The organism is Streptomyces sp. NPDC001070, from assembly GCF_053598835.1.
In genome coordinates this window covers 1-24,164 of record NZ_JBSFLB010000040.1, presented here as the reverse complement: position 1 = coordinate 24,164, position 24,164 = coordinate 1, and the positions used below count along the sequence as shown (strand labels likewise).

Here is a 24,164-nt window from a genome sequence, read left to right as displayed (position 1 = left end):
GACCCTGGACGGCCGCGTGGACCTCACCCCAACCCACCCATCACCGGACGAGGGGGACTACTCCAGGTGAGCACGATCTCAGCAACGGGATTCTGCAGAGTCACGGTGGCGGCGCCGAACAGCCGGATCGATGTGGCACTCCCCGAGGACGTGCCGCTCTCCGACATCCATCCAGAGATACTGCGCCTGTCGGGCCAGACGCCCGACGAAGCCGCCCCCACCGGCTACAACTTGGTCCGCCGTGACGGCAGTGTCCTCGACGACACCCTGTCCCTGGCCGAACAGCGCGTCCACGACGGCGAGTTGCTGCTGCTGCGTCCGTTCGCGGACTCGCTGCCGCCCGCCGTCTTCGACGATGTCGTCGACGCCGTCGCCGCCGCGGTCCAGACCGACCGCCGCAGCTGGAACGACGGCCTCATGCGCGGCGTGGGCCTGACCGCGGGCGTCATCCTGCTCGCCCTCATGGCCTTCGTGCTCTGGTTCTCCGAGCCCGTCAAGCACGACATGCACGGCCTGCCCGGCGTCCTCGCCGGTGCCGCGGGCCTGGTGCTGGTCGCTCTCTCCGCGGTGCGCGCCCGCGTGTACGACGACCGCGCCTCCGCCGTCGCCCTCGGCCTGGCCTCGCTGCCGCTGCTGCTGGTCGCGGGCTCCGGGATCATGGGCGTCGGCAGGAACGAGGGACCCGGTCGCCTGCACTTCCTCATCGGCTGCGTCGTCGTGCTCGGCGCCGCGGTGCTGCTCGTGCTGATGCTGCCGCAGGGGGACGCGCCGTTCGTCGCGGCCTCCTTCACCGCCGCCGTCGGCACCCTCGCCACCTTCGTGGCGATCCTCACCGAGGCCGCGCCGCGTGAGGCCGCCGCCGTCACCGCCGTCGTCATGATCGCCGTCATCGGCTTCCTGCCCGGCTGGTCCGCCCGCTTCGCCCGGCTGCCCATCGGCTTCCGCTCGCCCGACCAGGTCCAGGCCCGGCACCGCGGCGACGCCGAGCGGCAGGGCGAGGAGGAACCGGTCGACTTCGAGCGGATCACCAACCAGGCCCGCCGCGGCCACGAGCTGCTGCTCGGCCTGGTCGGCGGGTGCGCCGCCGCGATCGTCGGCTCCGCCGGTGTCGTTCTCGGATTCTCCGACAACTCCTGGGCGCAGCTGCTCGCCCTCGCCATGGGCCTGGCGACGCTGATGCGCGCCCGGCTGTTCCGCTACACCTCGCAGGTCGTGACGCTGATGGTCGCCGGTGTGATCACCGTCGGGCTGCTGATCATCGGCCTCTCCCTCAACCTGCCGACCGACGTCCTCACCGACCTGCTGCGCGGCAACCACTCCTCGCTCGAGATCCGCACCGTGTGGCTGTCGGCCGCGGTGGCCCTGGGCGCGGCCCTGCTGCTCGCGATCGCGCTCATCGTCCCGAGCAAGGGCGTCACCCCCTTCTGGGGCCGGATGCTCGACCTCGCCGAGGCGACCGTGCTGCTCTCCCTGATCCCGCTCGCCCTCGCGGTCCTCGACCTGTACGCCGAGGCCCGCGGCATGACCAGCGGCTGAGCCGGGCCTCCCCGCAGCCGCCCTGGGCGCCCGCCACCCCGGGCCCGGACATCGCACCGGGCCCGGGGTGGTACTCTGTGTAATCGATGCGTCCGCCCGAAGGCGGCGCGTCCCGCCTTCCGAGTCATCGCAGCTTCCCTTGTGACGCAGACCAGGGGCGCTCGGAGGCAACGACACCACAAGGAGACCGTATGTCGCTCGACGTCGCGACGAAGAAGCAGATCATCGCCGAGTTCGGCACCAAGGAGGGCGACACCGGCTCCCCCGAGGTCCAGGTCGCGCTGCTCTCGCGCCGCATCTCTGACCTGACCGAGCACCTCAAGACCCACAAGCACGACCACCACTCCCGTCGTGGTCTGCTGATCCTGGTCGGCCAGCGCCGCCGCCTGCTGCAGTACCTGGCCAAGAAGGACATCCAGCGCTTCCGTGCGCTCGTCGACCGCCTCGGCATCCGCCGCGGCGCCGCCGGCGCCCGCTGAGACGCCGTAAAGGGAGCGGTTCCCGTCCGGGAGCCGCTCCCTTGGCGTACGTACGGGACCGCGCTGGGCGCGAGACCGGGGCCGAAGCTTTGTAGTCTGGTCCCATACACAACGCCATAGAGCATGCGGAGGGAGCGTCCTCCTAAACGCCACCAGAGCCGGTCCTCGGTAGTGGCCCCCGGGCAGCACGTACGTCCCGGTGGCTTCGATCGAAGACCGGCCCGGCGGACGCCCCTCCACCGACGGCTCCCGGGAAGACGCTCGGGGGCACGAAAGAGGAGAATCCCCATAGTGGAGAACGAGACCCACTACGCCGAGGCCGTGATCGACAACGGCAGCTTCGGCACCCGTACGATCCGCTTCGAGACGGGCCGTCTGGCCCGTCAGGCCGCCGGCTCCGCCGTGGCCTACCTGGACGACGACACCATGGTGCTGTCGGCCACCACCGCCTCGAAGCACCCGAAGGACCAGCTCGACTTCTTCCCGCTGACGGTGGACGTCGAGGAGCGCATGTACGCGGCCGGGCGGATCCCCGGCTCCTTCTTCCGCCGCGAGGGCCGTCCCTCCGAGGACGCGATCCTCACCTGCCGCCTGATCGACCGCCCGCTGCGCCCGTCCTTCAAGAAGGGCCTGCGCAACGAGATCCAGGTCGTGGCGACGGTCATGGCGCTCAACCCCGACCACCTCTACGACGTGGTCGCCATCAACGCCGCCTCCTGCTCCACGCAGCTGGCCGGCCTGCCGTTCTCCGGCCCGATCGGCGGCGTCCGCGTCGCGCTGATCCGCGGCCAGTGGGTCGCCTTCCCGACCCACAGCGAGCTGGAGGAGGCCGTCTTCGACATGGTCGTGGCCGGCCGCACCCTCGAGGACGGCGACGTCGCGATCATGATGGTCGAGGCCGAGGCCACCGACAAGACGATCAAGCTCGTCGAGGGCGGCGCCGAGGCGCCGACCGAGGAGGTCGTCGCGGCGGGCCTGGAGGCCTCCAAGCCCTTCATCAAGGTGCTGTGCAAGGCGCAGGCCGACCTGGCGTCCAAGGCCGCCAAGGAGACCGCCGAGTTCCCGATCTTCCTGGACTACCAGGACGACGTCTTCGAGGCGCTCGAGTCCGCCGTCGCCGACGAGCTCAAGCAGGCGCTGACCATCGCCGGCAAGCAGGCCCGCGAGGCCGAGCTGGACCGTGTCAAGGGCCTCGCCGCCGAGAAGCTGCTGCCGCAGTTCGAGGGCCGCGAGAAGGAGATCTCCGCCGCCTACCGCTCGCTGACCAAGAAGCTGGTCCGTGAGCGCGTCATCAAGGACAAGGTCCGCATCGACGGCCGCGGCGTCACCGACATCCGCACCCTGGCCGCCGAGGTCGAGGCGATCCCGCGGGTGCACGGCTCGGCGCTGTTCGAGCGCGGCGAGACCCAGATCCTGGGCGTCACCACGCTGAACATGCTGCGCATGGAGCAGCAGCTGGACACGCTGTCGCCCGAGACGCGCAAGCGCTACATGCACAACTACAACTTCCCGCCGTACTCCACCGGCGAGACCGGCCGCGTCGGCTCCCCCAAGCGCCGCGAGATCGGCCACGGCGCGCTGGCCGAGCGGGCGCTGATCCCGGTGCTCCCGGCCCGCGAGGAGTTCCCCTACGCGATCCGCCAGGTCTCCGAGGCGCTGGGCTCCAACGGCTCCACGTCGATGGGCTCGGTCTGCGCCTCCACCATGTCGCTGCTGAACGCCGGTGTGCCGCTGAAGGCCCCCGTCGCCGGCATCGCGATGGGCCTGATCTCCCAGGAGATCGAGGGCGAGACCCACTACGTCACCCTCACCGACATCCTCGGCGCGGAGGACGCGTTCGGCGACATGGACTTCAAGGTCGCCGGCACCAAGCAGTTCGTCACCGCCCTGCAGCTGGACACCAAGCTCGACGGCATCCCGGCGTCGGTCCTGGCCGCGGCCCTCAAGCAGGCCCGCGACGCCCGTCTGCACATCCTCGACGTGATGATGGAGGCGATCGACACTCCGGACGAGATGTCGCCGAACGCCCCGCGCATCATCACCGTCAAGATCCCGGTGGACAAGATCGGTGAGGTCATCGGCCCCAAGGGCAAGATGATCAACCAGATCCAGGAGGACACCGGCGCCGAGATCACCATCGAGGACGACGGCACCATCTACATCGGTGCCGCCGACGGTCCCTCGGCCGAGGCCGCCCGCGCCACCATCAACGGCATCGCCAACCCGACGATGCCCGAGGTCGGCGAGCGCTACCTGGGCACGGTCGTGAAGACCACCACCTTCGGTGCCTTCGTCTCCCTGCTCCCGGGCAAGGACGGCCTGCTGCACATCTCGCAGATCCGCAAGCTGGCCGGCGGCAAGCGCGTCGAGAACGTCGAGGACGTCCTCGCCGTGGGCTCCAAGGTCCAGGTCGAGATCGCCGAGATCGACCAGCGCGGCAAGCTGTCGCTGATCCCGGTCATCGAGGAGGACGAGGCGTCCGAGGACAAGACCGAGGACGCGTCCGAGAAGTGACCACCCGCTCCACACGCGTGACGGCCCGCCCCTCCACCAAGGGGCGGGCCGTCCGCACGCAGACCCTGCTGCCCGGTGCCGACGGGATCGGCACGGTGCGGCGCAGCGTGCTCCCCGGGGGCCTGCGGGTCGTCACCGAGACCCTGCCGACCGTGCGCTCCGCGACGTTCGGCATCTGGGTGGGCGTCGGCTCCCGCGACGAGACCCCGTCCCTGAACGGCGCCACGCACTACCTGGAGCACCTGCTCTTCAAGGGCACCGCCCGGCGCAGCGCACTGGACATCTCCTCGGCGATCGACGCGGTCGGCGGCGAGATGAACGCCTTCACGGCCAAGGAGTACACGTGCTACTACGCGCGTGTCCTCGACACCGACCTGCCGCTCGCCATCGACGTGGTCAGCGACATGCTCACCGGTTCCCTGATCCGCCAGGAGGACATCGACGCCGAGCGCGGTGTCGTCCTGGAGGAGATCGCCATGACCGAGGACGACCCCGGTGACCAGGTCCACGACCTGTTCGCCACCGCCATGCTGGGCGACTCCCCGCTGGGCAGGCCCGTCCTCGGCACCGTCGACACCATCAACGCGCTCACCCGCGACCAGGTCGCCCGCTTCTACCGGAAGCACTACGACCCGACGCGGCTGGTCGTCGCCGCCGCCGGCAACATCGACCACGCCACCGTCGTCCGCCAGGTCCGCAGGGCCTTCGAGGACGCGGGCGCCCTCCGTGACCCCGAGGCGGTGCCCCGTCCGCCGCGCGGCGGCGACCGCACGATCCGCGGCCAGGGCCGCGTGGAACTGCTGGAGCGCCGCACCGAGCAGGCCCACGTCGTGCTCGGCATGCCGGGGCTGTCCCGGCACGACGAGCGGCGCTGGGCGCTGGGCGTGCTCAACACGGCGCTCGGCGGCGGGATGAGCTCCCGGCTCTTCCAGGAGGTCCGCGAGAAGCGCGGGCTCGCCTACAGCGTGTACTCGTACACCTCGTCCTTCGCGGACTGCGGGCTCTTCGGGGTGTACGCGGGGTGCCAGCCGCGCCGCGTCCACGAGGTACTGAAGATCTGCCGCGAGGAGCTGAACCAGGTCGCCGAGCACGGGCTGAGCGACGAGGAGCTGGTCCGCGCCATCGGGCAGTTCTCCGGCTCGACCGTGCTGAGCCTGGAGGACACCGGCGCCCTGATGAACCGGATCGGCAAGAGCGAGCTGTGCTGGGGCGAGCAGATGTCGGTGGACGCCACACTGGAGCGGATCGCCTCGGTGACGCCCGAGGAGGTGCGCGCGGTCGCCCGCGACGTCCTGGGACAGCGTCCGTCGCTGGCCGTCATAGGCCCGCTGAAGGACCGGCAGGCCGCCCGCCTGCACGAGTCCGTCGCCTGAGCCGTACCGACCGTCTCGACCGTTCGACCGGAGGACTGGAACGATGAGCAAGATCCGCGTGGGTGTGATCGGGGCCCGCGGCCGCATGGGCGCCGAGGCGGTCAAGGCGGTCGAGGCCGCGGACGACCTGGAGCTGGTGGCCGCGCTCGGCCGCGAGGACAAGCTGGAGTCGCTGGCCGAGAACGGTGCCCAGGTCGCGGTCGAACTGACCACCCCCGGCTCGGTCATGGGCAACCTCGACTTCTGCCTGCGGCACGGCATCCACGCCGTCGTCGGCACCACCGGCTGGACCGACGAGCGCCTGGACACCCTGCGCGGCTGGCTCGGCGCGGCGCAGGGGACCGGTGTCCTCATCGCGCCGAACTTCGGCATCGGGGCGGTCCTGGCCATGCGCTTCGCGCGCCAGGCGGCCCGGTTCTTCGAGTCGGCGGAGATCGTCGAGCTGCACCACCCGGACAAGGTCGACGCCCCCAGCGGCACGGCCGTCCGCACCGCCCAGCTGATCGCCGACGCCCGCCGTGAGGCCGGGCTCGGCGAGCAGCCGGACGCCACCACCACCGCGCTCGACGGCGCGCGCGGCGCCGACGTCGAGGGGGTGCCCGTACACGCGGTGCGGCTGCGCGGGCTCGTCGCCCACCAGGAGGTGCTCTTCGGTGACGCCGGCGAGATCCTCACCATCCGTCACGACTCCATGAACCGTTCCTCCTTCATGCCTGGCGTGCTGCTCGGCGTGCGGCGGGTCGTCTCCACGCCGGGGCTCACCTTCGGCCTGGAGCACTTCATGGACCTCGACTGACAGACCGAAGACCGAGACAGAGACTGAGAGCCGGTTCGGCCATCATGCGCGCAAAGATCACCTACTTCGTCCTCGCGGCCGTGCTGGTCGTCTACTTCGTGCTGGCCGGCGCCCGGGGCGTGTGGCTGATCCAGGACGGCCGCCCGGTCACGGTGGTCCTCGGCGTGGCCGTGCTGGTGCTGCCCCTGGTCGGCGCCTGGTTCCTGGTCCGTACGACACAGTTCGCGCGCGACGCGGACCGGCTGGCCCGGGAGCTGGAGGCCGAGGGCGGACTCCCCGAGGACGAGCTGGTGCGCACCCCGAGCGGGCGCATCGACCGGGACTCGGCCGACGCGGTCTTCGCCAAGCGCAAGGCGGAGGCGGAGGCCGCGCCGGAGGACTGGCGTACATGGTTCCGGCTCGCGGTCGCCTACCACGACGCCCGGGACACCCCTCGGGCGCGCAAGGCCATGCAGCGGGCGATCGCCCTGCGCGGGAAGGCGCCGCAGACCCCCTGAGCGGGGCCCGGCCTCAGCCCGGCAGGACGCTCGTCCCGGTCTCCCCGGGGCCGCCTGTCAGGGCGCGCAGCAGGGCGTGCGGCGAACGGCCGTCCAGGACCCGTGCCGTGCGGACGCCCGCGCGGATCGCGCGCAGGCAGCTCTCCATCTTCGGCACCATGCCGCCGCCGAGGGACGGCAGCATCAGTTCCAGCTCGCCCGCGGTGAGCCGGTCCAGCACCCGGTCCCGGCGCGGCCAGTCGCCGTACAGCCCGGGCACGTCGGTCAGCACGACCAGGGCCTCCGCGCCCAGCGCGGCGGCGATCGCACCGGCGGCCGCGTCCGCGTTGACGTTGTAGACCTGGCCGTCCGTTCCCCGGCCGAGCGGGGAGACCACCGGGATGTGCCCGTGGTCCAGCAGTACCTCCACGGCCGCGGTGTTGACCTCCGCCACGTCCCCGACGAGGCCGATGTCGACCAGTTCGCCGTGGACCTCGGCGTAGCGGCGCACCGCGGTCAGGGTGTGCGCGTCCTCACCGGTGAGGCCGACGGCATACGGGCCGTGCTCGTTGAGCAGCCGTACCAGCTCCCGCTGGACCTTGCCCGCGAGCACCATCCGCACGACGTCCAGGGTCTCCGGCGTGGTGACCCGCTGGCCGCCGAGGAACCGGGCGGGCACGCCCAGCCGGTCGAGCTGCGCGCTGATCTGCGGGCCGCCGCCGTGCACCACCACGGCCCGCACCCCGGTCTGCCGCAGCCGGACCACGTCCTGAGCGAAGGAACGCAGCAGGGCCTCGTCGGTCATGGCGTGGCCGCCGAACTTCACGACGACGGCGCGGCCCCGCAGCGGTTCCAGCGCGGGCAGCGGCCCGGGGGCGGTGAGGAGCGTGTTCGGGTGGGGCGGTGCGAGCAAGAGTCGCTCCAGGTCCTCGGCGGGCCGGGTCGGCCGGAACGTAACAGCCGCAGGCGAACACGCGATGACGGAAGGCTGTCGGCCGCGCAGCGCCCCGCGTCGTGCCGGGGCCGCGTCCGGACGCCCCGCATCGGCCCACCGGAACGGGGCCGCGCCCGGGCGCACGGTCCCGGCCCGCGCCCGGCGGACGGCTCCGGCAGGTCGAGTGCGGCCGCCTCCGCGACATGCGCCCCCGCGCGGCTCAGCGCCGTGCCGAGGGAACGACCAGCGGGGTTCCCGTCTCCGGGTCGTCGATCACCCGGCAGCGCAGCCGGAAGACCTCCTCCACCAGGGCCTCGGTGACCACGTCCACCGGGGCCCCCTCTGCCACCACGCGGCCGTCCCGCATCGCGATCAGATGCGTGGCGTACCGGGCGGCGTGGTTGAGGTCGTGCAGGACCGCGACGACGGTGCGGCCCTCCTCGTGCAGCCGCGCGCACAGGTCGAGGACCTCCAGCTGGTGCGTGATGTCCAGGTAGGTCGTCGGTTCGTCCAGCAGCAGCAGCGGGGTCTGCTGCGCCAGTGCCATGGCGATCCACACCCGCTGGCGCTGGCCGCCGGAGAGTTCGTCGACCGCCCGTTCCGCCAGCTCCGCGACACCGGTGGCGGCCATGGACTCCGCGACGACCCGCTCGTCCTCCCGCGACCACTGCCGCAGCAGTCCCTGGTGCGGGTAACGGCCGCGCGCCACGAGGTCGGCGACGGTGATGCCGTCCGGGGCCACCGAGGTCTGCGGCAGCAGTCCCAGGGTGCGGGCCACCTGCTTCGCCGGGAGCCTGCCGATGTGCTGACCGTCCAGCAGCACCGTGCCGGCCACCGGCTTCAGCGTCCGCGACAGGGCGCGCAGCAGCGTCGACTTGCCGCAGGCGTTGGGGCCGACGATCACCGTGAAGGACGCGTCCGGCACCGCCACGCTCAGCCCTTCGGCGATGGTCCGCCGGTCGTACGCGAGTGTGAGCGCCTCGCCGCTGAGCCGGTTCGTGGTGCGTACCGCCGCGCCGGCCGCCGCGTCGTTGGTCGTCGTCATATCCGTCCTGCCTTGCGCTCGGTGGCGAGCAGCCATACGAGATAGCCCCCGCCCAGTACCCCCGTCACCACGCCCACCGGCAGCCGCCGGCCGGGGAAGACCGACTGCGCCGCCCAGTCGGCGGCCACCATCAGCACCGCGCCCATGCACAGCGAGGGCAGCAGATTCGGGCCCGGCGCCCGGGTCAGCCGCCGCGCCAGCTGGGGCGCGGTCAGCGCCACGAAGGACACCGGGCCTGCCGCGGCCGCCGCGAAGGAGGCCAGCAGCACCGCGGAGGCCAGCAGCACCAGCCGGATCCGCTCGACGCGCACGCCCAGCCCGTACGCCGCGCAGTCGCCCATCTCCATGATCCGCAGGCTCCGCCCGCAGCCCAGCATCACCAGGGGTACGAGCACCGCCATCGCCACCAGCAGCGGCCCGCAGTCCCGCCAGCCGCGTCCGTCGAGGCTGCCGGTCATCCACAGCAGCGCCCGGGCGGCGTCCATCAACTGCCCCTTGGTCAGCAGATATCCGTTGACTCCGGTGAGGATCGCCGAGACACCGATGCCGACCAGGACCAGCCGGTAGCCGTGCACACCCTGCCGCCAGGCGAGCGCGTGGACCAGGACACCCGTCGCCGCGCCGCCGGCGACCGCGCCGAGCGCGAGCGTCACGCTGCCGCCGCCGGTGACGACCACGATCAGCGCCCCGGCCGTCGCACCCTGGGTGAAGCCCAGCACATCGGGGCTGCCGAGCGGATTGCGGACCACGGACTGGAAGACGGCACCGGCGAGTGCCAGGGCGGCGCCGGTCAGCAGCGCGGTCACCACGCGCGGCAGCCGCAGTTCGTTGACGATGAAGTCGTCGGCGGGGGCGCCGTTCCCGGCGAGCGTGCGCAGCACGTCCCCGGGCGCGAGGGGGTAGTCGCCGGTGCCGATGGCGAGGACGCCCACCGCCAGCGCGAGCAGCGCGCACACCGCGCCGACCAGCGCCGCGCGCGGCCGCAGGCGCACCGACCAGGTTCCGTACCGCAGGACGCTCATACGGCCGCCACCTTCCGCCGGTGTACGAGGTAGAGGAAGAACGGCCCGCCCAGGACGGCGGTGACCACGCCGACCTGGAGCTCCGACGGCCGGGCGACGACCCGCCCCAGCACGTCCGCGCCCACGAGCAGGACCGGGGCCAGCACCGCGCTGTACGGCATCATCCACCGCTGGTCCGGTCCGGTCAGGGCGCGGACGAGATGGGGCACCATCAGTCCGACGAAGACCAGCGGCCCGCAGGCGGCCGTCGCCGCGCCGCACAGCAGCGTCACCGCGACGATCACCGCCGCGCGGGTACGGGCCGGCCGGGCGCCCAGCGCGCGGGCGGTGTCGTCGCCGAGGGACAGCGCGTTCAGCGGCCGCCCCAGGGCGAGCGCCAGCAGCAGCCCGGCGAGGACGAACGGCGTCAGCCGGACCACCGTCGTCATGTCGGCGCCGGCCAGCGAGCCGACCGTCCAGAAGCGCATGCGCTCCAGGGCGGCGGAGTCCAGCAGCATGACGGCGTTGACGAGGGAGAACAGGGCCGCGTTCACCGCGGTGCCCGCGAGCGCCAGCCGCGCCGGGGTCGCCCCCCGCCCGCCGCCGACGGCGTACACCAGCACGGACACCGCCGCGGCGCCCGCGAAGGCGAACCACACATAACCGGTGAAACTGCCCAGTCCAGTGAGGGCGATCGCGGTGACCACGGCCGCCGAGGCGCCGGCGTTGATGCCGAGCAGTCCCGGGTCGGCCAGCGGATTGCGGGTCAGCGCCTGCATGAGCGCGCCCGAGACGCCGAGCGCGGTGCCGGCGACCAGGCCGAGCAGGGTGCGCGGCAGCCGCATGTCGTGCACGACCGTGTACGTGGCCGAACCGCTGTCGGTGAGCCCCTGCCACGCCTCCTGCGGGGACAGGGCCTTGGCGCCCACCGCGACCCCCGTGCCGAGCACGAGCAGCAGGAGCAGCAGCGAGGCCGGCAGCCCGGCGGTCCGCGGCAGCAGCCGGGCGGGGCTGGCCCTGTCCTCGCCCGCGGCCGAGGGCAAGGGTCTTGGACTCCCCCCCGGGACGGGGGAGTTGGTGGGGTTCACGTACGGCCTCCGAGTGCCGGCTCATGGGCGGCTGTTGACGACTGGTTCGAAACTTAGGTTAGGGTAACCTAAGTTCGACCGTCGCCCGGTGAGTACCCCTGATCTCGTCCGATCTCGTCCTTCTCGAAAGCAGGCACCGTCATGCCCATCGCCGCAGACCCCCGCCCGAGCCGCCGTGGCCTGCTCGCCGCCGGTGGCGCCCTGGGCCTCGGCGCGTTCCTCGCCGCCTGCGGTTCCGGCGGCGGCGACAAGACGTCCGCCGCCGAGGCCGCCGTCGGCAGCGGACCGTGGTCCTTCACCGACGACCGCGAGACCAAGGTGACCGCCAAGGCCGCCCCCCAGCGCATCGTCGCCTTCACCGGCACCGCCGCCGCCCTGGTCGACCTCGGCCTCGGCAAGCGGATCGTCGGCGTCTTCGGCGAGACCAGGAGGGCCGACGGCACCGCCGAGAAGCAGGCCGGCGACCTCGACATCGGCAAGGTCGAGATCCTCGGCAACGTCTGGGGCGAGTTCGGCATCGAGAAGTACGCGGCTCTGCGCCCCGAACTCCTCGTCACGCACATGTACGACCCGGGCGCCCTCTGGTACGTGCCGGACGAGAGCAGGGACAAGATCCTCAAGCTCGCACCCAGCGTCGCGATCACCACCGGCCGGGTCCCCATGACCGAGCCGATCCAGCGCTACGCCGAACTCGCCGAGTCCCTGGGCGCCGACCTGAAGGCGCCCAAGGTCACCGAGGCCAAGGCCCGCTTCGAGAAGGCCGCCGAGACCCTGCGCCAGGCCGCGAAGGCCTCCGGCGGCATCAAGGTCCTCGCCGCGTCCGGTGCCGCCGACCTCTTCTACGTCTCCAACCCCGCGGTCAGCACCGATCTCATGTACTTCACATCCCTCGGCGTCGACGTCATCGTCCCGGAGAAGACCGGCGGCGGCGACTACTACGAGAGCCTCAGCTGGGAGAACGCGGACAAGTACCACGCGGACCTGATCCTGCTCGACGCCCGCAACACCGCCCTGCAGCCCAAGGCGCTGGAGGCCAAGCCCGCCTGGAAGAAGCTGGCCGCCGTCAAGGCAGGCCAGATCGCCGCCTGGGACGCCGTGCCCCGCTTCTCCTGGGCCGGCGCGGCGCCCCTCCTGGGGGACCTGGCCAAGGCGATCCAGAACGCCAAGAAGCTCACCTGAACCACGGCTGACCGCAGGTCACCGCACTGAAGGAGAACGCTCCACCATGAGCACCGACGTGTTCCGCTTCTTCGACCTCCACGTCGTCCGCCGAACGGAGGTCAGCCCCTCGGTGACGCGCGTCTCCCTGGGCGGCGACCCGATCGAGGAATTCGTCGGCGGCGGCAGGGACCAGAGCTTCTCGCTCATCCTGCCGCACCCGGGGCAGGACGCCCCGGTCGTCCCCACCGGCGAGGACTGGTACACCCGGTGGCGGGCCATGGACCCCGGCGTTCGCGGGGTCCTGCGGTCCTACACCATCCGTGCCCACCGCCCCGGCCCCGGCGGCGAACTCGACATCGACTTCGCCCTGCACGGCGACGGCGGCCCCGCCTCCCGCTGGGCCGCGTCCGCCCGCCCCGGCGACCGGGTGAAGATCATCGGACCCGTCGTCGAGGACAACTCCGGCGTACGCTTCCGTCCCCCGGCCGGCACCGACTGGGTGCTGATCGCCGCAGACGAGACCGCGCTGCCCGCGGCCGACGGCATCCTCGCCTGGCTGCCCGCCGGCACCAGGGCCAAGGTCTTCATCGAGGTCCCGCACGCCGGGGACTTCCGCGAACTCACCACCGCGGCCGACGCCGAGATCACCTGGCTGGTCCGCGACCCGGCCGCCGCATCGCACGGCACCGGCCTCATCGAGGCCGTACGCGCCGCCGGGCTTCCCGCCGGCACGCCCTACGCCTGGATCGCCGGCGAGTCCGGCACCGTCCGCGCCCTGCGCCGCCACCTCGTGGGCGAGCGCCGCCTCGACCGCCGAGCGGTCACCTTCGTCGGCTACTGGCGCAAGGGCGCCAGCGAGGACCACCTGCGGGCGGAGGCCGGGGCCGGCACCGGCGCCGGGGCCGACGACTGACATCCCCCACGAGAGGACCCCCATGACCATCCTCGCCGGCACCGAAGAGGACCCGACCGCGGCGGCAGCCCCCGCCGCTCCCAACGGCGACGGACGAAACGCACGGGCGCACCTGTTCAACGAGCTGAACCTCGACCACTACCGCAGCTCATTGACCCAGGGCGTCGGCCGGATCGCCGGCCGGATCGCCGGCACCGGACAGCCGTTCACCGGCATCACCCCCGACCGGCTCGCCCCCCGGATCTCCGGCATCGACCTCGACGCCCCGCTCGGCGATCCCGGCGCCGCCCTCGACGAACTCGACGAGGTCTACCTGCGCGACGCGGTGTACTTCCACCACCCGCGCTACCTCGCCCACCTCAACTGCCCGGTCGTCATCCCCGCCCTGCTCGGCGAGGCCGTGCTCACCGCCGTCAACTCCTCGCTCGACACCTGGGACCAGAGCGCCGGCGGCACCCTCATCGAACGCCGCCTTGTCGACTGGACCGCCGAGCGCATCGGCCTCGGCGAGGACGCCGACGGCATCTTCACCAGCGGCGGCAGCCAGTCCAACCTCCAAGCCCTGCTGCTCGCCCGCGAGGAGTCCTGCCTGCGCGCGGCGAAGGACTCCCCGGTCCCGGTGGAGAAGCACGGGATCCTGCCGAGACTGCGCGTCATCTCCTCCGAGGCGAGCCACTTCAGCGTGAAGAAGTCCGCCAAGATGCTGGGCCTCGGGCCCGAGGCCGTCATCACCGTCGAGACCGACCGCGAGCGCCGCATGCGCCCGGCCGCCCTCGCCCGCGAGATCGAGCGCTGCAAGCGCGAAAACCTCGTCCTCATGGCCGTCGTCGCCACCGCCGGCACCACCGACTTCGGTTCCATCGACCCGCTGCAGCCCATCGCCGACCTGTGCGACTGGGCCGGCGTGTGGCTGCACGTCGACGCCGCCTACGGCTGCGGCCTGCTGGTCTCCCGCACCCGCCGCCACCTCCTGAACGGCATCGAGCGCGCCGACTCCGTCACCGTCGACTACCACAAGTCCTTCTTCCAGCCGGTCAGTTCCAGCGTCGTCCTGGTCCGCGACCGGGCCGCGCTGCGCCACGCGACCTACCACGCCGACTACCTCAACCCGGCGCGCACCGCGGAGAAGGTCCCCAACCAGGTCGACAAGAGCATCCAGACCACCCGCCGCTTCGACGCCCTCAAACTCTGGCTCACCCTGCGCATCATGGGGCCGGACGCCGTCGGAGCCCTCTTCGACGAGGTCTGCGACCGCGCCGACCAGGCCTGGCGGCTCCTCGACGCCGACCCCCGCTTCGAGGTCGTCACCAAGTCCCAGCTCAGCACCGTCGTCTTCCGCTACCTCCCGCCGGACGAGCCCGCCCGCGCCCGCACCGACCAAGCCAACCTGTACGCCCGCGAGGCCCTGGCCGCCTCCGGCGAGGGCGTCGTGGCCGGCACCGAGGTCGACGGCCGCCACTACCTGAAGTTCACGCTGCTCAACCCCGAGACGTCACTGGGCGACATCGCCCACGTCCTCGACCTGCTCGCCGAGCACGCCGGCCGCCACCTGGACGGCGCAGACACCGGGCCCGAGCGCCGAGCCGGCTGAACCCCGAACCCTCGTCACCCCCCACGGAGCGCTCCTCATGTCCACCCGTGACTTCATCGGCATCGGGCTCGGCCCCTACAACCTGGGCCTGGCCTGCCTGACCGACCCCGTCGACGGCCTCGACGGCCTCTTCCTGGAGAGCAAGCCCCACTTCGACTGGCACCCGGGCATGCTGCTGGACTTCGCCACCCTCCAGACCCCCTTCATGGCCGACCTCGTCACCCTGGCGGACCCCACCTCCCCGTACTCCTTCCTCAGCTACCTCAAGGAGTCGGGAAGGCTGTACGCCTTCTACATCCGCGAGAACTTCTATCCCGTCCGCGAGGAGTACAACGCCTACTGCCGCTGGGCCGCCGGCCGACTCGGCAACGTCCGCTTCGGCCACGAGGCCACCCGCGTCGAGTACGACGAGAGCGAGGGTCTCTACACCGTCCACGCCCGCCGCACCACCGGCGAGACCACCACCCACCGCGCCCGCCACCTGGTCCTGGGTACCGGAACCCCGCCGTACCTCCCGAAGGCCTGCCGCGATCTGGGCGGCGACCTCATCCACAACTCCGGATACCTGCAAGCCAGGACCGCCCTGCAGGCCAAGGAGTCCATCACCGTCGTCGGCAGCGGCCAGAGCGCCGCCGAGATCTACTACGACCTCCTCGCCGGCACCGGCGACGGCGGCTACCGCCTCAACTGGGTGACCAGCTCCCCGCGGTTCTTCCCGCTGGAGTACACCAAGCTCACCTTGGAGATGACCTCGCCCGAGTACGTGGACTACTTCCACGCACTCCCCGAGGACACCCGCTACCGCCTCGAGGCCCAGCAGAAGAGCCTGTCCAAGGGCATCGACGCCGAGCTCATCAACAACATCTTCGACCTGCTCTACCAGAAGAGCGTCGGCGGCCCCGTCCCCACCCGGCTGATGACCAGCACCGCCCTGACCACCGCCGCCTACGACGAGGGCAGCGGCACCTACACCCTCGGCCTGCGCCACACCGAGCAGGAGCTCGACTTCACCCTCGACACCCAGGGCCTCGTCCTGGCCACCGGCTACAAGTACCGGGTCCCCGCCTTCCTGGAGCCGGTCCGCGACCGCATCCGCTGGGACCGCCACGGCCGCTTCGACGTCGCCCGCAACTACAGCATCGACACCACCGGCCGCGGCATCTTCCTGCAGAACGGCGGCACCCACACGCACAGCATCACCTCCCCGGACCTCGGCATGGGCCCCTACCGCAACTCCTGGATCATCCGCGAGCTGCTCGGCCGCGAGATCTACCCCGTCGAGAAGTCCATCGCCTTCCAGGAGTTCGGCGCCCCCGCGGGAGCCGCCGCGTGAACACCGCCACCCTCCTGTTCTCCCGCACCGACCGGCGCCTGGGCACCTTCGCCCTGCGCCCCCTGGACCCCGCGGGCGACGCCCAGCTGTTGCACGGGTGGGTCACCCACCCCAAGTCCGCTTACTGGATGATGCAGGACGCCGACCTGGCGGCGGTCGCCCACGAGTACGGCAAGATCGCCGACCACCCGCACCACGACGCCTTCGTCGGCCTCCACGGCGGCCGCCCCGCCTTCCTCGTCGAGCGCTACGACCCCCGTCACGTGGAGCTGGTCGGCCTCTACGAACCGCAGGACGGCGACGTCGGCATGCACTTCCTGTGCGCCCCCACCGACCGGCCCCTGCGCGGCTTCAGCCTCGCCGTGATCACCACCGTCATGGCCTTCCTCCTCGACGACCCCGCCCACCGCCGCGTCGTCGTCGAACCCGACCTGCGCAACACCGCCGTCCACACCCTCAACGCCGCCGTCGGCTTCGAGGTCGTCGGCGCCATCACCAAGCCCGAGAAGGAGGCACTGCTCACCACCTGCACCCGCGAGCAGTTCCTGGCCACCCAGGCCGGCCCGGCCGCCCGAGGAGCAACCGCATGACCGCGACCGCCGCAGCCGGCACCGCCCGCGACGCCGTCGCCCACCTCACCCCCGAGCTGTGGGACCGCGCCGGACGTCAGCTCATACGCAAGGCCCTCGCCGAGTTCTCCCACGAGCGCCTGCTGCACCCCCAGGAGACGGCACCGGGCAGCTACACCGTCACCAGCGACGACGGCACCACCGAGTACCGCTTCGCCGCCCGCGTCCTCACCCTCGACCACTGGCTGGTCGACGCCGCGAGCATCACCCGCCACCGCGACGGCGCCGAACTCCCCCTGGACGCCGTCGACTTCGTCATCGAGCTGCGCACCGCACTGGGCCTGTCCGACGAGGTCCTGCCGGTCTACCTGGAGGAGATCAGCTCCACCCTCGCCGGCGCCGCCTACACACTCGGCAAGCCCCGGCACACGGCCGCCGAGCTCGCCCGGGCCGACTTCCAGACGATCGAGAGCTCGATGACCGAGGGCCACCCCTGCTTCGTCGCCAACAACGGCAGGCTCGGCTTCGGCGCCCACGAGTTCCACGCGTACGCCCCCGAGGCCGCTGCCCCCGTCCGGCTCATCTGGCTCGCCGCCCACCGCGACCACGCCACCTTCACCCACTGCTCGGACACCGACTACGACCGCCTCATCCGCGCCGAACTCGGCGACGCCGTGCTCGCCCGCTTCTCCGCGACCCTGAGCGGCCTCGGCCTGGACCTCGACGACCATCTGCTCATCCCCGTCCACCCCTGGCAGTGGTGGAACAAGCTCTCCGTCACCTTCGCCGCCGAGATCGCCACCCGGCGCCTGGTCCTCCTCGGCCCCGGCGACGACCATCACCTCGCCCAGCAGTCGATCCGCACCTTCTTCAACGCCAGCCACCCCGAGAAGCACTACGTCAAGACGGCCCTGTCCGTGCTGAACATGGGCTTCATGCGCGGCCTGTCCGCGGCCTACATGGAGGCCGCCCCGGCCATCAACGACTGGCTCGCCGGGCTCATCGACCGCGACGCGGTCCTCAAGGCAACCCGTCTGTCGATCATCCGCGAGCACGCCGCCATCGGCTACCACCACCGCCAGTACGAGGCCGCGACCGACCGGCACTCCCCGTACCGCAAGATGCTCGCCGCCCTCTGGCGCGAGAGCCCCGTCGCCGGCCTGGAGCCCGGCCGCCGCCTGGCCACCATGGCGTCCCTGCTCCACACCGACCCCGACGGCCGCTCCCTGGTGGGTTGCCTCATCGCGGAGTCCCGCCTCACCCCCGAGGCGTGGCTGCGCCGCTACCTCGACGCCTATCTCACCCCGCTGCTGCACTGTTTCTACGCCTACGACCTGGTCTTCATGCCGCACGGCGAGAACGTCATCCTCGTCCTCGGCGAGAACGGCGCCGTGGAACGGGCGATCTTCAAGGACATCGCCGAGGAGATCTGCGTGATGGACCCGGACGCGGCCCTGCCGCCCGCCGTCCGGCGGGTCCGCGCCGAGGTCCCCGAGTCCATGAAGCTGCTGTCACTCTTCACCGACGTCTTCGACTGCTTCTTCCGCTTCCTCAACGGTGTCCTCGCCGGCGAGGGCCTCCTCGACGAGGACGCCTTCTGGCGCACCGTCGCCGAGTGCGCGCGCGACTACCAGCGCTCGGCCCCGCAGCTGGCCCACCGGTTCGCGCGGTACGACCTGTTCACCGACAGCTTCGCCCTGTCCTGCCTCAACCGGCTCCAGCTGCGCGACAACAGGCAGATGGTCGACCTCGCCGACCCCGCCGGCGCGCTGCAGCTCGTCGGCGAACTGGCGAACCCGATCGCCCGCCACCGCCCCGAGCAGGCCCCGGAGCCGGCGCTCTAGCGGAGCTCGGCGGCCCAGGTCTCTATGGCGTCGGCCGCCTGGTCGAAAGCCTGCGTACGGCCCAGGAAGTCCGCGTTGTGGTCGGTGAGCAGCGGTCGCAGCAGCTCCCCGCCCGCCCGCGAGACGACCAGGGCCTGGCCCTGTACGGTCCGGGGCAGCCCCAGCCACTTCACCGGCTGCTGGGCCGTACGGACGGAGCCGACCCGGTTCCACGGCAGCGTCGTCGTGTAGAAGAGCCCCACCTGCCGCAGCCCGCGCGCGCTCACCCAGAACCCCACGCGCAGCAGCCGCAGCGCGCAGACGATCACCAGCACCGCGCCGCCGACCGTCAGGAGAACCCCGGACCCGCTGCCCGCGAGCCCCATGATCACCGCGGCGAAGAGCATGTACGAGGCGAGCACCAGCAGCATCGCCGCCGCCGCGACCCGCCAGGGCCCCGGGCGGTACGGACGGATCCACCGGTCCTGAACGCGGTGCGGAAGGACGGCGTCCGCGGCGTACTCGTCATGGCCGCTGTCGGCGGCGAGGAAGGGCAGAGACACATCGGTGAGGCTAGCGGGCCCCGCCGGGACCGGCCAGCAGTGGTCCGCCGGTCGTCTGCCTTGCGGGGCTTTGCGGTGGGTACGGCCGGTGTCGACGGGTGTCGGGCGATGTCGGAGCGGGCGCATAGGCTGGGCGCCGCCCCCAGCTCCATGAGGAAGGACGCCCGGTGACCGACACCTCCGCCGACGATTCCGTGCAGTTCCGCGACGACGTGACCGTCGAGCTCGTCAAGCACAGCGCCGCCGACTCCGACGTGCTGTGGGCCGCCCGGGTGTCCACGGCGGGCGAGCAGTCCCTGGAGGAGCTGACGAAGGACCCCGAGCGCTCCAAGGGGCTGATCAACTACCTCATGCGGGACCGTCACGGCAGCCCCTTCGAGCACAACTCGATGACCTTCTTCGTCAGCGCGCCGATCTTCGTCTTCCGCGAGTTCATGCGGCACCGGGTCGGCTGGTGTCTGCCGGGTGACTCCATGATCCGCGTCGGTACGGGCAAGAACGGCAAGGCCAAACGCATCGCGGACATCCACCGGGACTGGAAGATCGGTGTGACCGACTCCATGGGGCGTACACGCAGGCTGAAGTCCCGCCAGAACCTCCTGGCCGACACGATCAACCTGGACACCGGGCTGGCGGAGAAGGCGTCCATGGTCGACGTCTTCGAGTCCGGCGTGAAGCCGATCATCAAGGTCTCCACGACCAACGGCAAGGCTCTGCGGTGCACCGCGGACCACCGTGTCTGGACGCCGGAGGGCTGGGTTCGCGCCGGCGACCTGCGCGTCGGTGACCGCGTCGGGCGGCTCGGCCGAGTGGGGGTCGGCGAGCGGGTCGGTATCCCGAAGCGCCTGCGCGAAGGGATTCAGATCTGGACCGCTGAGCAGCGAGCCGGTCTCGTCGCACCCATCGACCTCTGCTACATCTGCGAGGAGAAGTTCGAGGCGATGGATCTGGAACTGGACCATGTCATCCCCGTGGACACCGATCTGACCAAGGCACTCGACGTCTCGAACCTGCGACCGGTCTGCAAGTCGTGTCACCAGCGGAAGACCAACGACGAAGGCGTGCCGATCGGAGTGCGCCGCCGCGCCTTGCAGAACGGTGTGCGCTGGGAGGGCGTTGTCTCCGTCGTTCCGGATGGGGAGGAGATGACCTATGACATCTCCATGCCGCCGCCGCACCACAACTTCATCGCGGACGGATTTGTCGTGCACAATTCATACAATGAGGAGTCGGGGCGCTATCGCGAGCTCCAGCCGGTCTTCTACGTTCCCGGCGAGGACCGCAAACTGGTCCAGCAGGGCCGCCCCGGCAAGTACGAGTTCGTCCACGGCACTCCCGAACAGCACACGGCCGTCACCGCCGCCATGGAGGCCTCCTATCGGCAGTCGTACGACGCGTACCAGAAGATGCTGGCCGCCGGCGTTGCCCGCGAGGTCGCCCGGGCCACGCTGCCCGTGGGTCTGTTCTCCTCGATGTACGCCACCTGCAACGCGCGCTCGCTGATGCACTTCCTCGGCCTGCGCACCCAGCATGAGCTCGCAAAGGTCCCGTCCTTCCCGCAGCGGGAGATCGAGATGGTCGGGGAGCGGATGGAAGCCGAATGGGCGAAGCTCATGCCGCTCACGCACGACGCCTTCAACGCCAACGGCCGGATCGCTCCGTAGCAGGTCACCACTCATCCGGAATGTTCCGATTGCCGGGTTTCATGCAGTTCGTCTAGTCTTCAGAAACGGATTCCGGTGCTGCTTGAACCCCCGAGCAGGCAGCGCCGGAGTCCTCATCGCAGGTCCCGAGGGGGTGACCCGGCACCCGCACCGAGTAGCGTTGGACTCATGGCTCCGACCTCCACCCCGCAGACCCCCTTCGGGCGGGTCCTGACCGCAATGGTCACGCCGTTCACCGCGGACGGCGCCCTCGACCTCGACGGCGCGCAGCGGCTCGCCGCGCACCTGGTCGAGGCAGGCAACGACGGCCTGGTCGTCAACGGCACCACCGGTGAGTCGCCGACCACCAGCGACGTGGAGAAAGAGCAGCTCGTCCGGGCCGTACTGGAGGCCGTCGGCGACCGCGCGTTCGTCGTCGCCGGGGTCGGCACCAACGACACCCACCACAGCATCGAGCTGGCCCGCCAGGCGGAGCGCGCCGGCGCCCACGGCCTGCTCACCGTGACGCCGTACTACAACAAGCCCCCGCAGGAGGGCCTGTACCGGCACTTCACCGCCGTCGCGGACGCCACCGGCCTGCCGGTCATGCTCTACGACATCCCCGGCCGCAGCGGCGTGCCCATCGAGACCGAGACCCTCGTCCGGCTCGCCGAGCACCCCCGGATCGTCGCCAACAAGGACGCCAAGGGCGACCTCGGCGCCGCGAGCTGGGCGATAAGCCGCAGCGGCCTCGCCTGGTACTCCGGCGACGACATGCTCAACCTGCCGCTGCTCTCCGTCGGCGCCGTCGGCTTCGTCTCCGTCGTGGGACATCTGGTCAGCCCTGAGCTCCGGGCCCTCCTCGAGGCGTATCTCTCAGGTGACATCCACAAGGCGACCGAGATCCACCAGAAGCTGCTCCCCGTCTTCACCGGCGTCTTCCGCACCCAGGGCGTCATCACCACCAAGGCCGCCCTGGCCCTGCAGGGGCTGCCCGCCGGCCCGCTGCGGCTCCCGCTCGTGGAGCTCGGCGAGGCCGCGACGGCACAGCTGAAGCAGGATCTCGCCGCCGGCGGGGTACAGCTGTAACCAAAGACTTAAGAACTGAATATCGGTCCTGAGAACCAGTAACAGAAAGCACGATGTCATGCGCGCACGGTGTCCCCGGGTCTCCCCGGGGCCTGTGGCGTGCGTGGTGAGGAGAGACTTTGAGCCATCCGCACCCTGAGCTCGGCCCACCCCCCGCGCTGCCCGAGGGCGGCCTCCGTATCACCCCGCTCGGCGGCCTCGGAGAGATCGGCCGCAACATGACGGTCTTCGAGTACGGAGGCCGGCTGCTGATCGTCGACTGCGGGGTGCTCTTCCCCGAGGAGGAGCAGCCCGGAGTCGACCTGATCCTTCCGGACTTCACCTCGATCCGCGACCGGCTGGACGACGTCGTCGGCATCGTTCTCACCCACGGCCACGAGGACCACATCGGCGCCGTCCCCTTCCTCCTGCGGGAGAAGGACGACATCCCGCTGATCGGCTCGAAGCTGACCCTCGCTCTCATCGAGGCCAAACTCGCCGAGCACCGCATCCGGCCGTACACCCTCGAGGTGGCCGAGGGGCAGCGCGAGCGCATCGGGCCCTTCGACTGCGAGTTCGTCGCCGTCAACCACTCCATCCCCGACGCCCTCGCGGTCGCCATCCGCACCCCGGCCGGCATGGTCGTGCACACCGGCGACTTCAAGATGGACCAGCTGCCGCTCGACGGCCGCCTCACCGACCTGCACGCCTTCGCGCGGCTGTCGGAGGAGGGCATCGACCTGCTGCTCTCCGACTCCACCAACGCCGAGGTCCCCGGCTTCATCCCGCACGAGCGGGACATCTCGCCGGTGCTGCGCCAGGTCTTCGCCAAGGCCGAGAAGCGGATCATCGTGGCCAGCTTCGCCAGCCACGTCCACCGCATCCAGCAGGTCCTGGACGCCGCCCACGAACGCGGCCGCAAGGTCGCCTTCATCGGCCGCTCCATGGTCCGCAACATGGGCATCGCCCGCGACCTGGGCTACCTGCGGGTCCCGCCGGGTCTCATCGTGGACGTCAAGACGCTCGACGACCTCCCCGATGAGAAGATCGTCCTCGTCTGCACCGGCTCTCAGGGCGAACCCATGGCCGCCCTGTCCCGGATGGCCAACCGCGACCACCAGATCCGCATCGTCGAGGGCGACACGGTGGTCCTGGCCTCGTCGCTGATCCCCGGCAACGAGAACGCGGTCTACCGGGTGATCAACGGCCTCACCCGCTGGGGCGCCAACGTCGTGCACAAGGGCAACGCCAAGGTGCACGTCTCCGGCCACGCCTCGGCGGGCGAGCTGGTGTACTTCTACAACATCTGCAGGCCCCGCAACCTGATGCCCGTCCACGGCGAGTGGCGGCACCTGCGCGCCAACGCCGAGTTGGGCCAGGCCACGGGCATTCCCAAGAACCGCTGCGTCCTCGCCGAGGACGGCGTGGTCGTCGACCTGGTCGACGGCGTCGCCAAGATCACCGGCAAGGTCCAGGCGGGATACGTCTACGTGGACGGCCTCTCGGTCGGCGACATCACCGAGACCTCCCTCAAGGACCGCCGCATCCTCGGCGAGGAGGGCATCATCTCGGTGTTCCTCGTGGTCGACAGCAGCACCGGCAAGGCCGTCGGCGGGCCGTACATCCAGGCCCGCGGCTCCGGCATCGACGACGAGGCCTTCGGCGAAGTCCTCCCGAAGATCGAGGAGTCCCTCGCCCGCGCCGCCGCCGACGGCGTGGCGGAGGTCCGCCAGCTGCAGCAGCTCATCCGCCGTGCGATCGGCAAGTGGGTCTCCGACAACTACCGTCGCCGCCCGATGATCCTCCCTGTGGTCGTGGAGGTCTGACGCACCACCAGGAGCGGGGCACCCTCGATTTGCATCGGGGTGCCCCGCTCCAGTACGTTGGCACAACCCCCGCGACGAGAACGCCACGGAAACGTGCGCCCTCGAAGCGGTGCGGTAAATCCGACGAAAAGCATCTGCTAAAGTCGGGGAGCGCGAAAGCCGAAAGGCGGAAACGCAAAAGCAGGAAATCCCGCCGGCGGGAATCGGACACGAAAGAGTCTGATAGAGTCGGAAAAGCCGAAAAGCGAAAGTCGGACGGCGAACCCCCTCCAGAGGGTGGCAGAGAAGGAAATCGGATCTGCTAAGCTGGAGACAACGAAGGGAAAGCCCGGAGGGACCGGTGAAACGGTCTCGAAGGAAGCTTCCGTTCCTTGAGAACTCAACAGCGTGCCAAAAGTCAACGCCAGATATGTTGATACCCCGTCCATCTCG

The 24,164-nt window shown here is 71.1% G+C and carries 20 protein-coding genes and 1 pseudogene; 16 read left to right on the top strand and 5 right to left on the bottom strand.

Annotated elements, in window-relative coordinates:
* The first annotated feature begins 66 nt into the window (after window positions 1–66).
* The 6 genes from eccD to ACWDAS_RS35430 all read left to right on the top strand — a co-directional run bounded on the left by eccD (window position 67) and on the right by ACWDAS_RS35430 (window position 7,195).
* Entirely contained in the window at window positions 67–1,536 is a 1,470-nt protein-coding gene (gene eccD / locus ACWDAS_RS35455; protein WP_450399050.1) for a type VII secretion integral membrane protein EccD, read from the top strand.
* Between the two features lie 191 nt (window positions 1,537–1,727).
* Window positions 1,728–2,015 carry a 30S ribosomal protein S15 gene (rpsO, locus tag ACWDAS_RS35450; RefSeq protein WP_018562610.1) on the top strand — a complete coding sequence of 96 codons (288 nt, stop codon included), beginning with the start codon at window positions 1,728–1,730 and terminating at the stop codon, window positions 2,013–2,015.
* 291 nt (window positions 2,016–2,306) lie between these two features.
* Complete coding sequence (locus ACWDAS_RS35445; RefSeq protein ID WP_450399048.1) at window positions 2,307–4,529, top strand: polyribonucleotide nucleotidyltransferase; 2,223 nt, start codon at window positions 2,307–2,309, stop codon at window positions 4,527–4,529.
* On the top strand, window positions 4,526–5,902 hold the full coding sequence (locus ACWDAS_RS35440) for a M16 family metallopeptidase (RefSeq protein WP_450399046.1): 1,377 nt from the start codon (window positions 4,526–4,528) through the stop codon (window positions 5,900–5,902). The genes ACWDAS_RS35445 and ACWDAS_RS35440 overlap by 4 nt, the downstream gene beginning before the upstream one ends.
* Window positions 5,903–5,945: 43 nt before the next feature.
* Entirely contained in the window at window positions 5,946–6,698 is a 753-nt protein-coding gene (dapB, locus tag ACWDAS_RS35435) for a 4-hydroxy-tetrahydrodipicolinate reductase (RefSeq protein WP_450399044.1), read from the top strand.
* A 44-nt stretch (window positions 6,699–6,742) separates the two neighbouring features.
* Window positions 6,743–7,195 carry a hypothetical protein gene (locus ACWDAS_RS35430; protein ID WP_450399042.1) on the top strand — a complete coding sequence of 151 codons (453 nt, stop codon included), beginning with the start codon at window positions 6,743–6,745 and terminating at the stop codon, window positions 7,193–7,195.
* Between the two features lie 13 nt (window positions 7,196–7,208).
* Here the strand turns inward: ACWDAS_RS35430 and argB are convergent, their stop codons facing one another.
* From argB to ACWDAS_RS35410, 4 genes are all read right to left on the bottom strand, one after another.
* On the bottom strand, window positions 7,209–8,087 hold the full coding sequence (gene argB / locus ACWDAS_RS35425) for an acetylglutamate kinase (RefSeq protein ID WP_450399039.1): 879 nt from the start codon (window positions 8,085–8,087) through the stop codon (window positions 7,209–7,211).
* Between the two features lie 241 nt (window positions 8,088–8,328).
* Window positions 8,329–9,153, bottom strand: coding sequence for an ABC transporter ATP-binding protein (locus ACWDAS_RS35420; protein WP_450399036.1), 825 nt, complete (start codon window positions 9,151–9,153; stop codon window positions 8,329–8,331).
* The gene (locus ACWDAS_RS35415) at window positions 9,150–10,175 is read right to left on the bottom strand and encodes a FecCD family ABC transporter permease (protein ID WP_450399035.1); all 1,026 of its coding nucleotides are present in this window, start codon (window positions 10,173–10,175) and stop codon (window positions 9,150–9,152) included. Before ACWDAS_RS35415 ends, ACWDAS_RS35420 begins: the two co-directional genes overlap by 4 nt.
* Window positions 10,172–11,197, bottom strand: a complete 1,026-nt coding sequence (locus ACWDAS_RS35410) for a FecCD family ABC transporter permease (protein ID WP_450399033.1) — start codon at window positions 11,195–11,197, stop codon at window positions 10,172–10,174. The genes ACWDAS_RS35415 and ACWDAS_RS35410 overlap by 4 nt, the downstream gene beginning before the upstream one ends.
* Before the next feature lie 186 nt (window positions 11,198–11,383).
* Between ACWDAS_RS35410 and ACWDAS_RS35405 the strand changes: the two genes are divergently transcribed.
* Genes ACWDAS_RS35405 through ACWDAS_RS35380 form a run of 6 tightly spaced genes read left to right on the top strand, consistent with a single transcriptional unit; the run spans window position 11,384 to window position 18,653 of the window.
* Entirely contained in the window at window positions 11,384–12,421 is a 1,038-nt protein-coding gene (locus ACWDAS_RS35405) for an ABC transporter substrate-binding protein (RefSeq protein ID WP_450399031.1), read from the top strand.
* A gap of 46 nt (window positions 12,422–12,467) precedes the next feature.
* On the top strand, window positions 12,468–13,316 hold the full coding sequence (locus ACWDAS_RS35400) for a siderophore-interacting protein (RefSeq protein ID WP_450399029.1): 849 nt from the start codon (window positions 12,468–12,470) through the stop codon (window positions 13,314–13,316).
* A 22-nt stretch (window positions 13,317–13,338) separates the two neighbouring features.
* Window positions 13,339–14,907: a pyridoxal phosphate-dependent decarboxylase family protein gene (locus ACWDAS_RS35395; RefSeq protein ID WP_450399027.1), complete on the top strand. Its 1,569-nt coding sequence runs from the start codon at window positions 13,339–13,341 to the stop codon at window positions 14,905–14,907.
* A gap of 37 nt (window positions 14,908–14,944) precedes the next feature.
* Window positions 14,945–16,240 (top strand): lysine N(6)-hydroxylase/L-ornithine N(5)-oxygenase family protein, encoded by a 1,296-nt coding sequence (locus ACWDAS_RS35390; protein ID WP_450399024.1) that lies wholly within the window; start codon window positions 14,945–14,947, stop codon window positions 16,238–16,240.
* The gene (locus tag ACWDAS_RS35385; RefSeq protein WP_450399022.1) at window positions 16,237–16,830 is read left to right on the top strand and encodes a GNAT family N-acetyltransferase; all 594 of its coding nucleotides are present in this window, start codon (window positions 16,237–16,239) and stop codon (window positions 16,828–16,830) included. The genes ACWDAS_RS35390 and ACWDAS_RS35385 overlap by 4 nt, the downstream gene beginning before the upstream one ends.
* The gene (locus tag ACWDAS_RS35380; protein WP_450399019.1) at window positions 16,827–18,653 is read left to right on the top strand and encodes an IucA/IucC family protein; all 1,827 of its coding nucleotides are present in this window, start codon (window positions 16,827–16,829) and stop codon (window positions 18,651–18,653) included. The genes ACWDAS_RS35385 and ACWDAS_RS35380 overlap by 4 nt, the downstream gene beginning before the upstream one ends.
* Here ACWDAS_RS35380 and ACWDAS_RS35375 read toward each other — a convergent pair.
* Window positions 18,650–19,195: a hypothetical protein gene (locus tag ACWDAS_RS35375; protein WP_450399017.1), complete on the bottom strand. Its 546-nt coding sequence runs from the start codon at window positions 19,193–19,195 to the stop codon at window positions 18,650–18,652. The genes ACWDAS_RS35380 and ACWDAS_RS35375 overlap by 4 nt on opposite strands.
* A 167-nt stretch (window positions 19,196–19,362) precedes the next feature.
* Here ACWDAS_RS35375 and ACWDAS_RS35370 point away from each other — a divergent pair.
* The 4 genes and pseudogenes from ACWDAS_RS35370 to ACWDAS_RS35355 form a co-directional block, all read left to right on the top strand.
* A pseudogene (locus tag ACWDAS_RS35370) lies at window positions 19,363–19,701 on the top strand (FAD-dependent thymidylate synthase); the annotation flags it as partial.
* Between the two features lie 9 nt (window positions 19,702–19,710).
* Window positions 19,711–20,859 carry an FAD-dependent thymidylate synthase gene (gene thyX / locus ACWDAS_RS35365; RefSeq protein WP_450399145.1) on the top strand — a complete coding sequence of 383 codons (1,149 nt, stop codon included), beginning with the start codon at window positions 19,711–19,713 and terminating at the stop codon, window positions 20,857–20,859.
* Window positions 20,860–21,027: 168 nt separating this feature from the next.
* Complete coding sequence (gene dapA / locus ACWDAS_RS35360) at window positions 21,028–21,927, top strand: 4-hydroxy-tetrahydrodipicolinate synthase (protein ID WP_450399014.1); 900 nt, start codon at window positions 21,028–21,030, stop codon at window positions 21,925–21,927.
* A 119-nt stretch (window positions 21,928–22,046) separates the two neighbouring features.
* On the top strand, window positions 22,047–23,732 hold the full coding sequence (locus ACWDAS_RS35355; protein ID WP_450399012.1) for a ribonuclease J: 1,686 nt from the start codon (window positions 22,047–22,049) through the stop codon (window positions 23,730–23,732).
* Window positions 23,733–24,164: the final 432 nt, after the last annotated feature.

Excerpts from the sequence above, each read along its gene's own strand:
- dapA (WP_450399014.1), top strand. The coding sequence starts at position 21,028 with ATGGCTCCGACCTCCACCCCGCAGACCCCCTTCGGGCGGGTCCTGACC.
- ACWDAS_RS35420 (WP_450399036.1), bottom strand. The coding sequence starts at position 9,153 with ATGACGACGACCAACGACGCGGCGGCCGGCGCGGCGGTACGCACCACG.
- rpsO (WP_018562610.1), top strand. The coding sequence starts at position 1,728 with ATGTCGCTCGACGTCGCGACGAAGAAGCAGATCATCGCCGAGTTCGGC.
- ACWDAS_RS35405 (WP_450399031.1), top strand. The coding sequence starts at position 11,384 with ATGCCCATCGCCGCAGACCCCCGCCCGAGCCGCCGTGGCCTGCTCGCC.
- ACWDAS_RS35415 (WP_450399035.1), bottom strand. The coding sequence starts at position 10,175 with ATGAGCGTCCTGCGGTACGGAACCTGGTCGGTGCGCCTGCGGCCGCGC.
- dapB (WP_450399044.1), top strand. The coding sequence starts at position 5,946 with ATGAGCAAGATCCGCGTGGGTGTGATCGGGGCCCGCGGCCGCATGGGC.
- ACWDAS_RS35380 (WP_450399019.1), top strand. The coding sequence starts at position 16,827 with ATGACCGCGACCGCCGCAGCCGGCACCGCCCGCGACGCCGTCGCCCAC.
- ACWDAS_RS35400 (WP_450399029.1), top strand. The coding sequence starts at position 12,468 with ATGAGCACCGACGTGTTCCGCTTCTTCGACCTCCACGTCGTCCGCCGA.
- ACWDAS_RS35390 (WP_450399024.1), top strand. The coding sequence starts at position 14,945 with ATGTCCACCCGTGACTTCATCGGCATCGGGCTCGGCCCCTACAACCTG.
- ACWDAS_RS35395 (WP_450399027.1), top strand. The coding sequence starts at position 13,339 with ATGACCATCCTCGCCGGCACCGAAGAGGACCCGACCGCGGCGGCAGCC.
- ACWDAS_RS35430 (WP_450399042.1), top strand. The coding sequence starts at position 6,743 with ATGCGCGCAAAGATCACCTACTTCGTCCTCGCGGCCGTGCTGGTCGTC.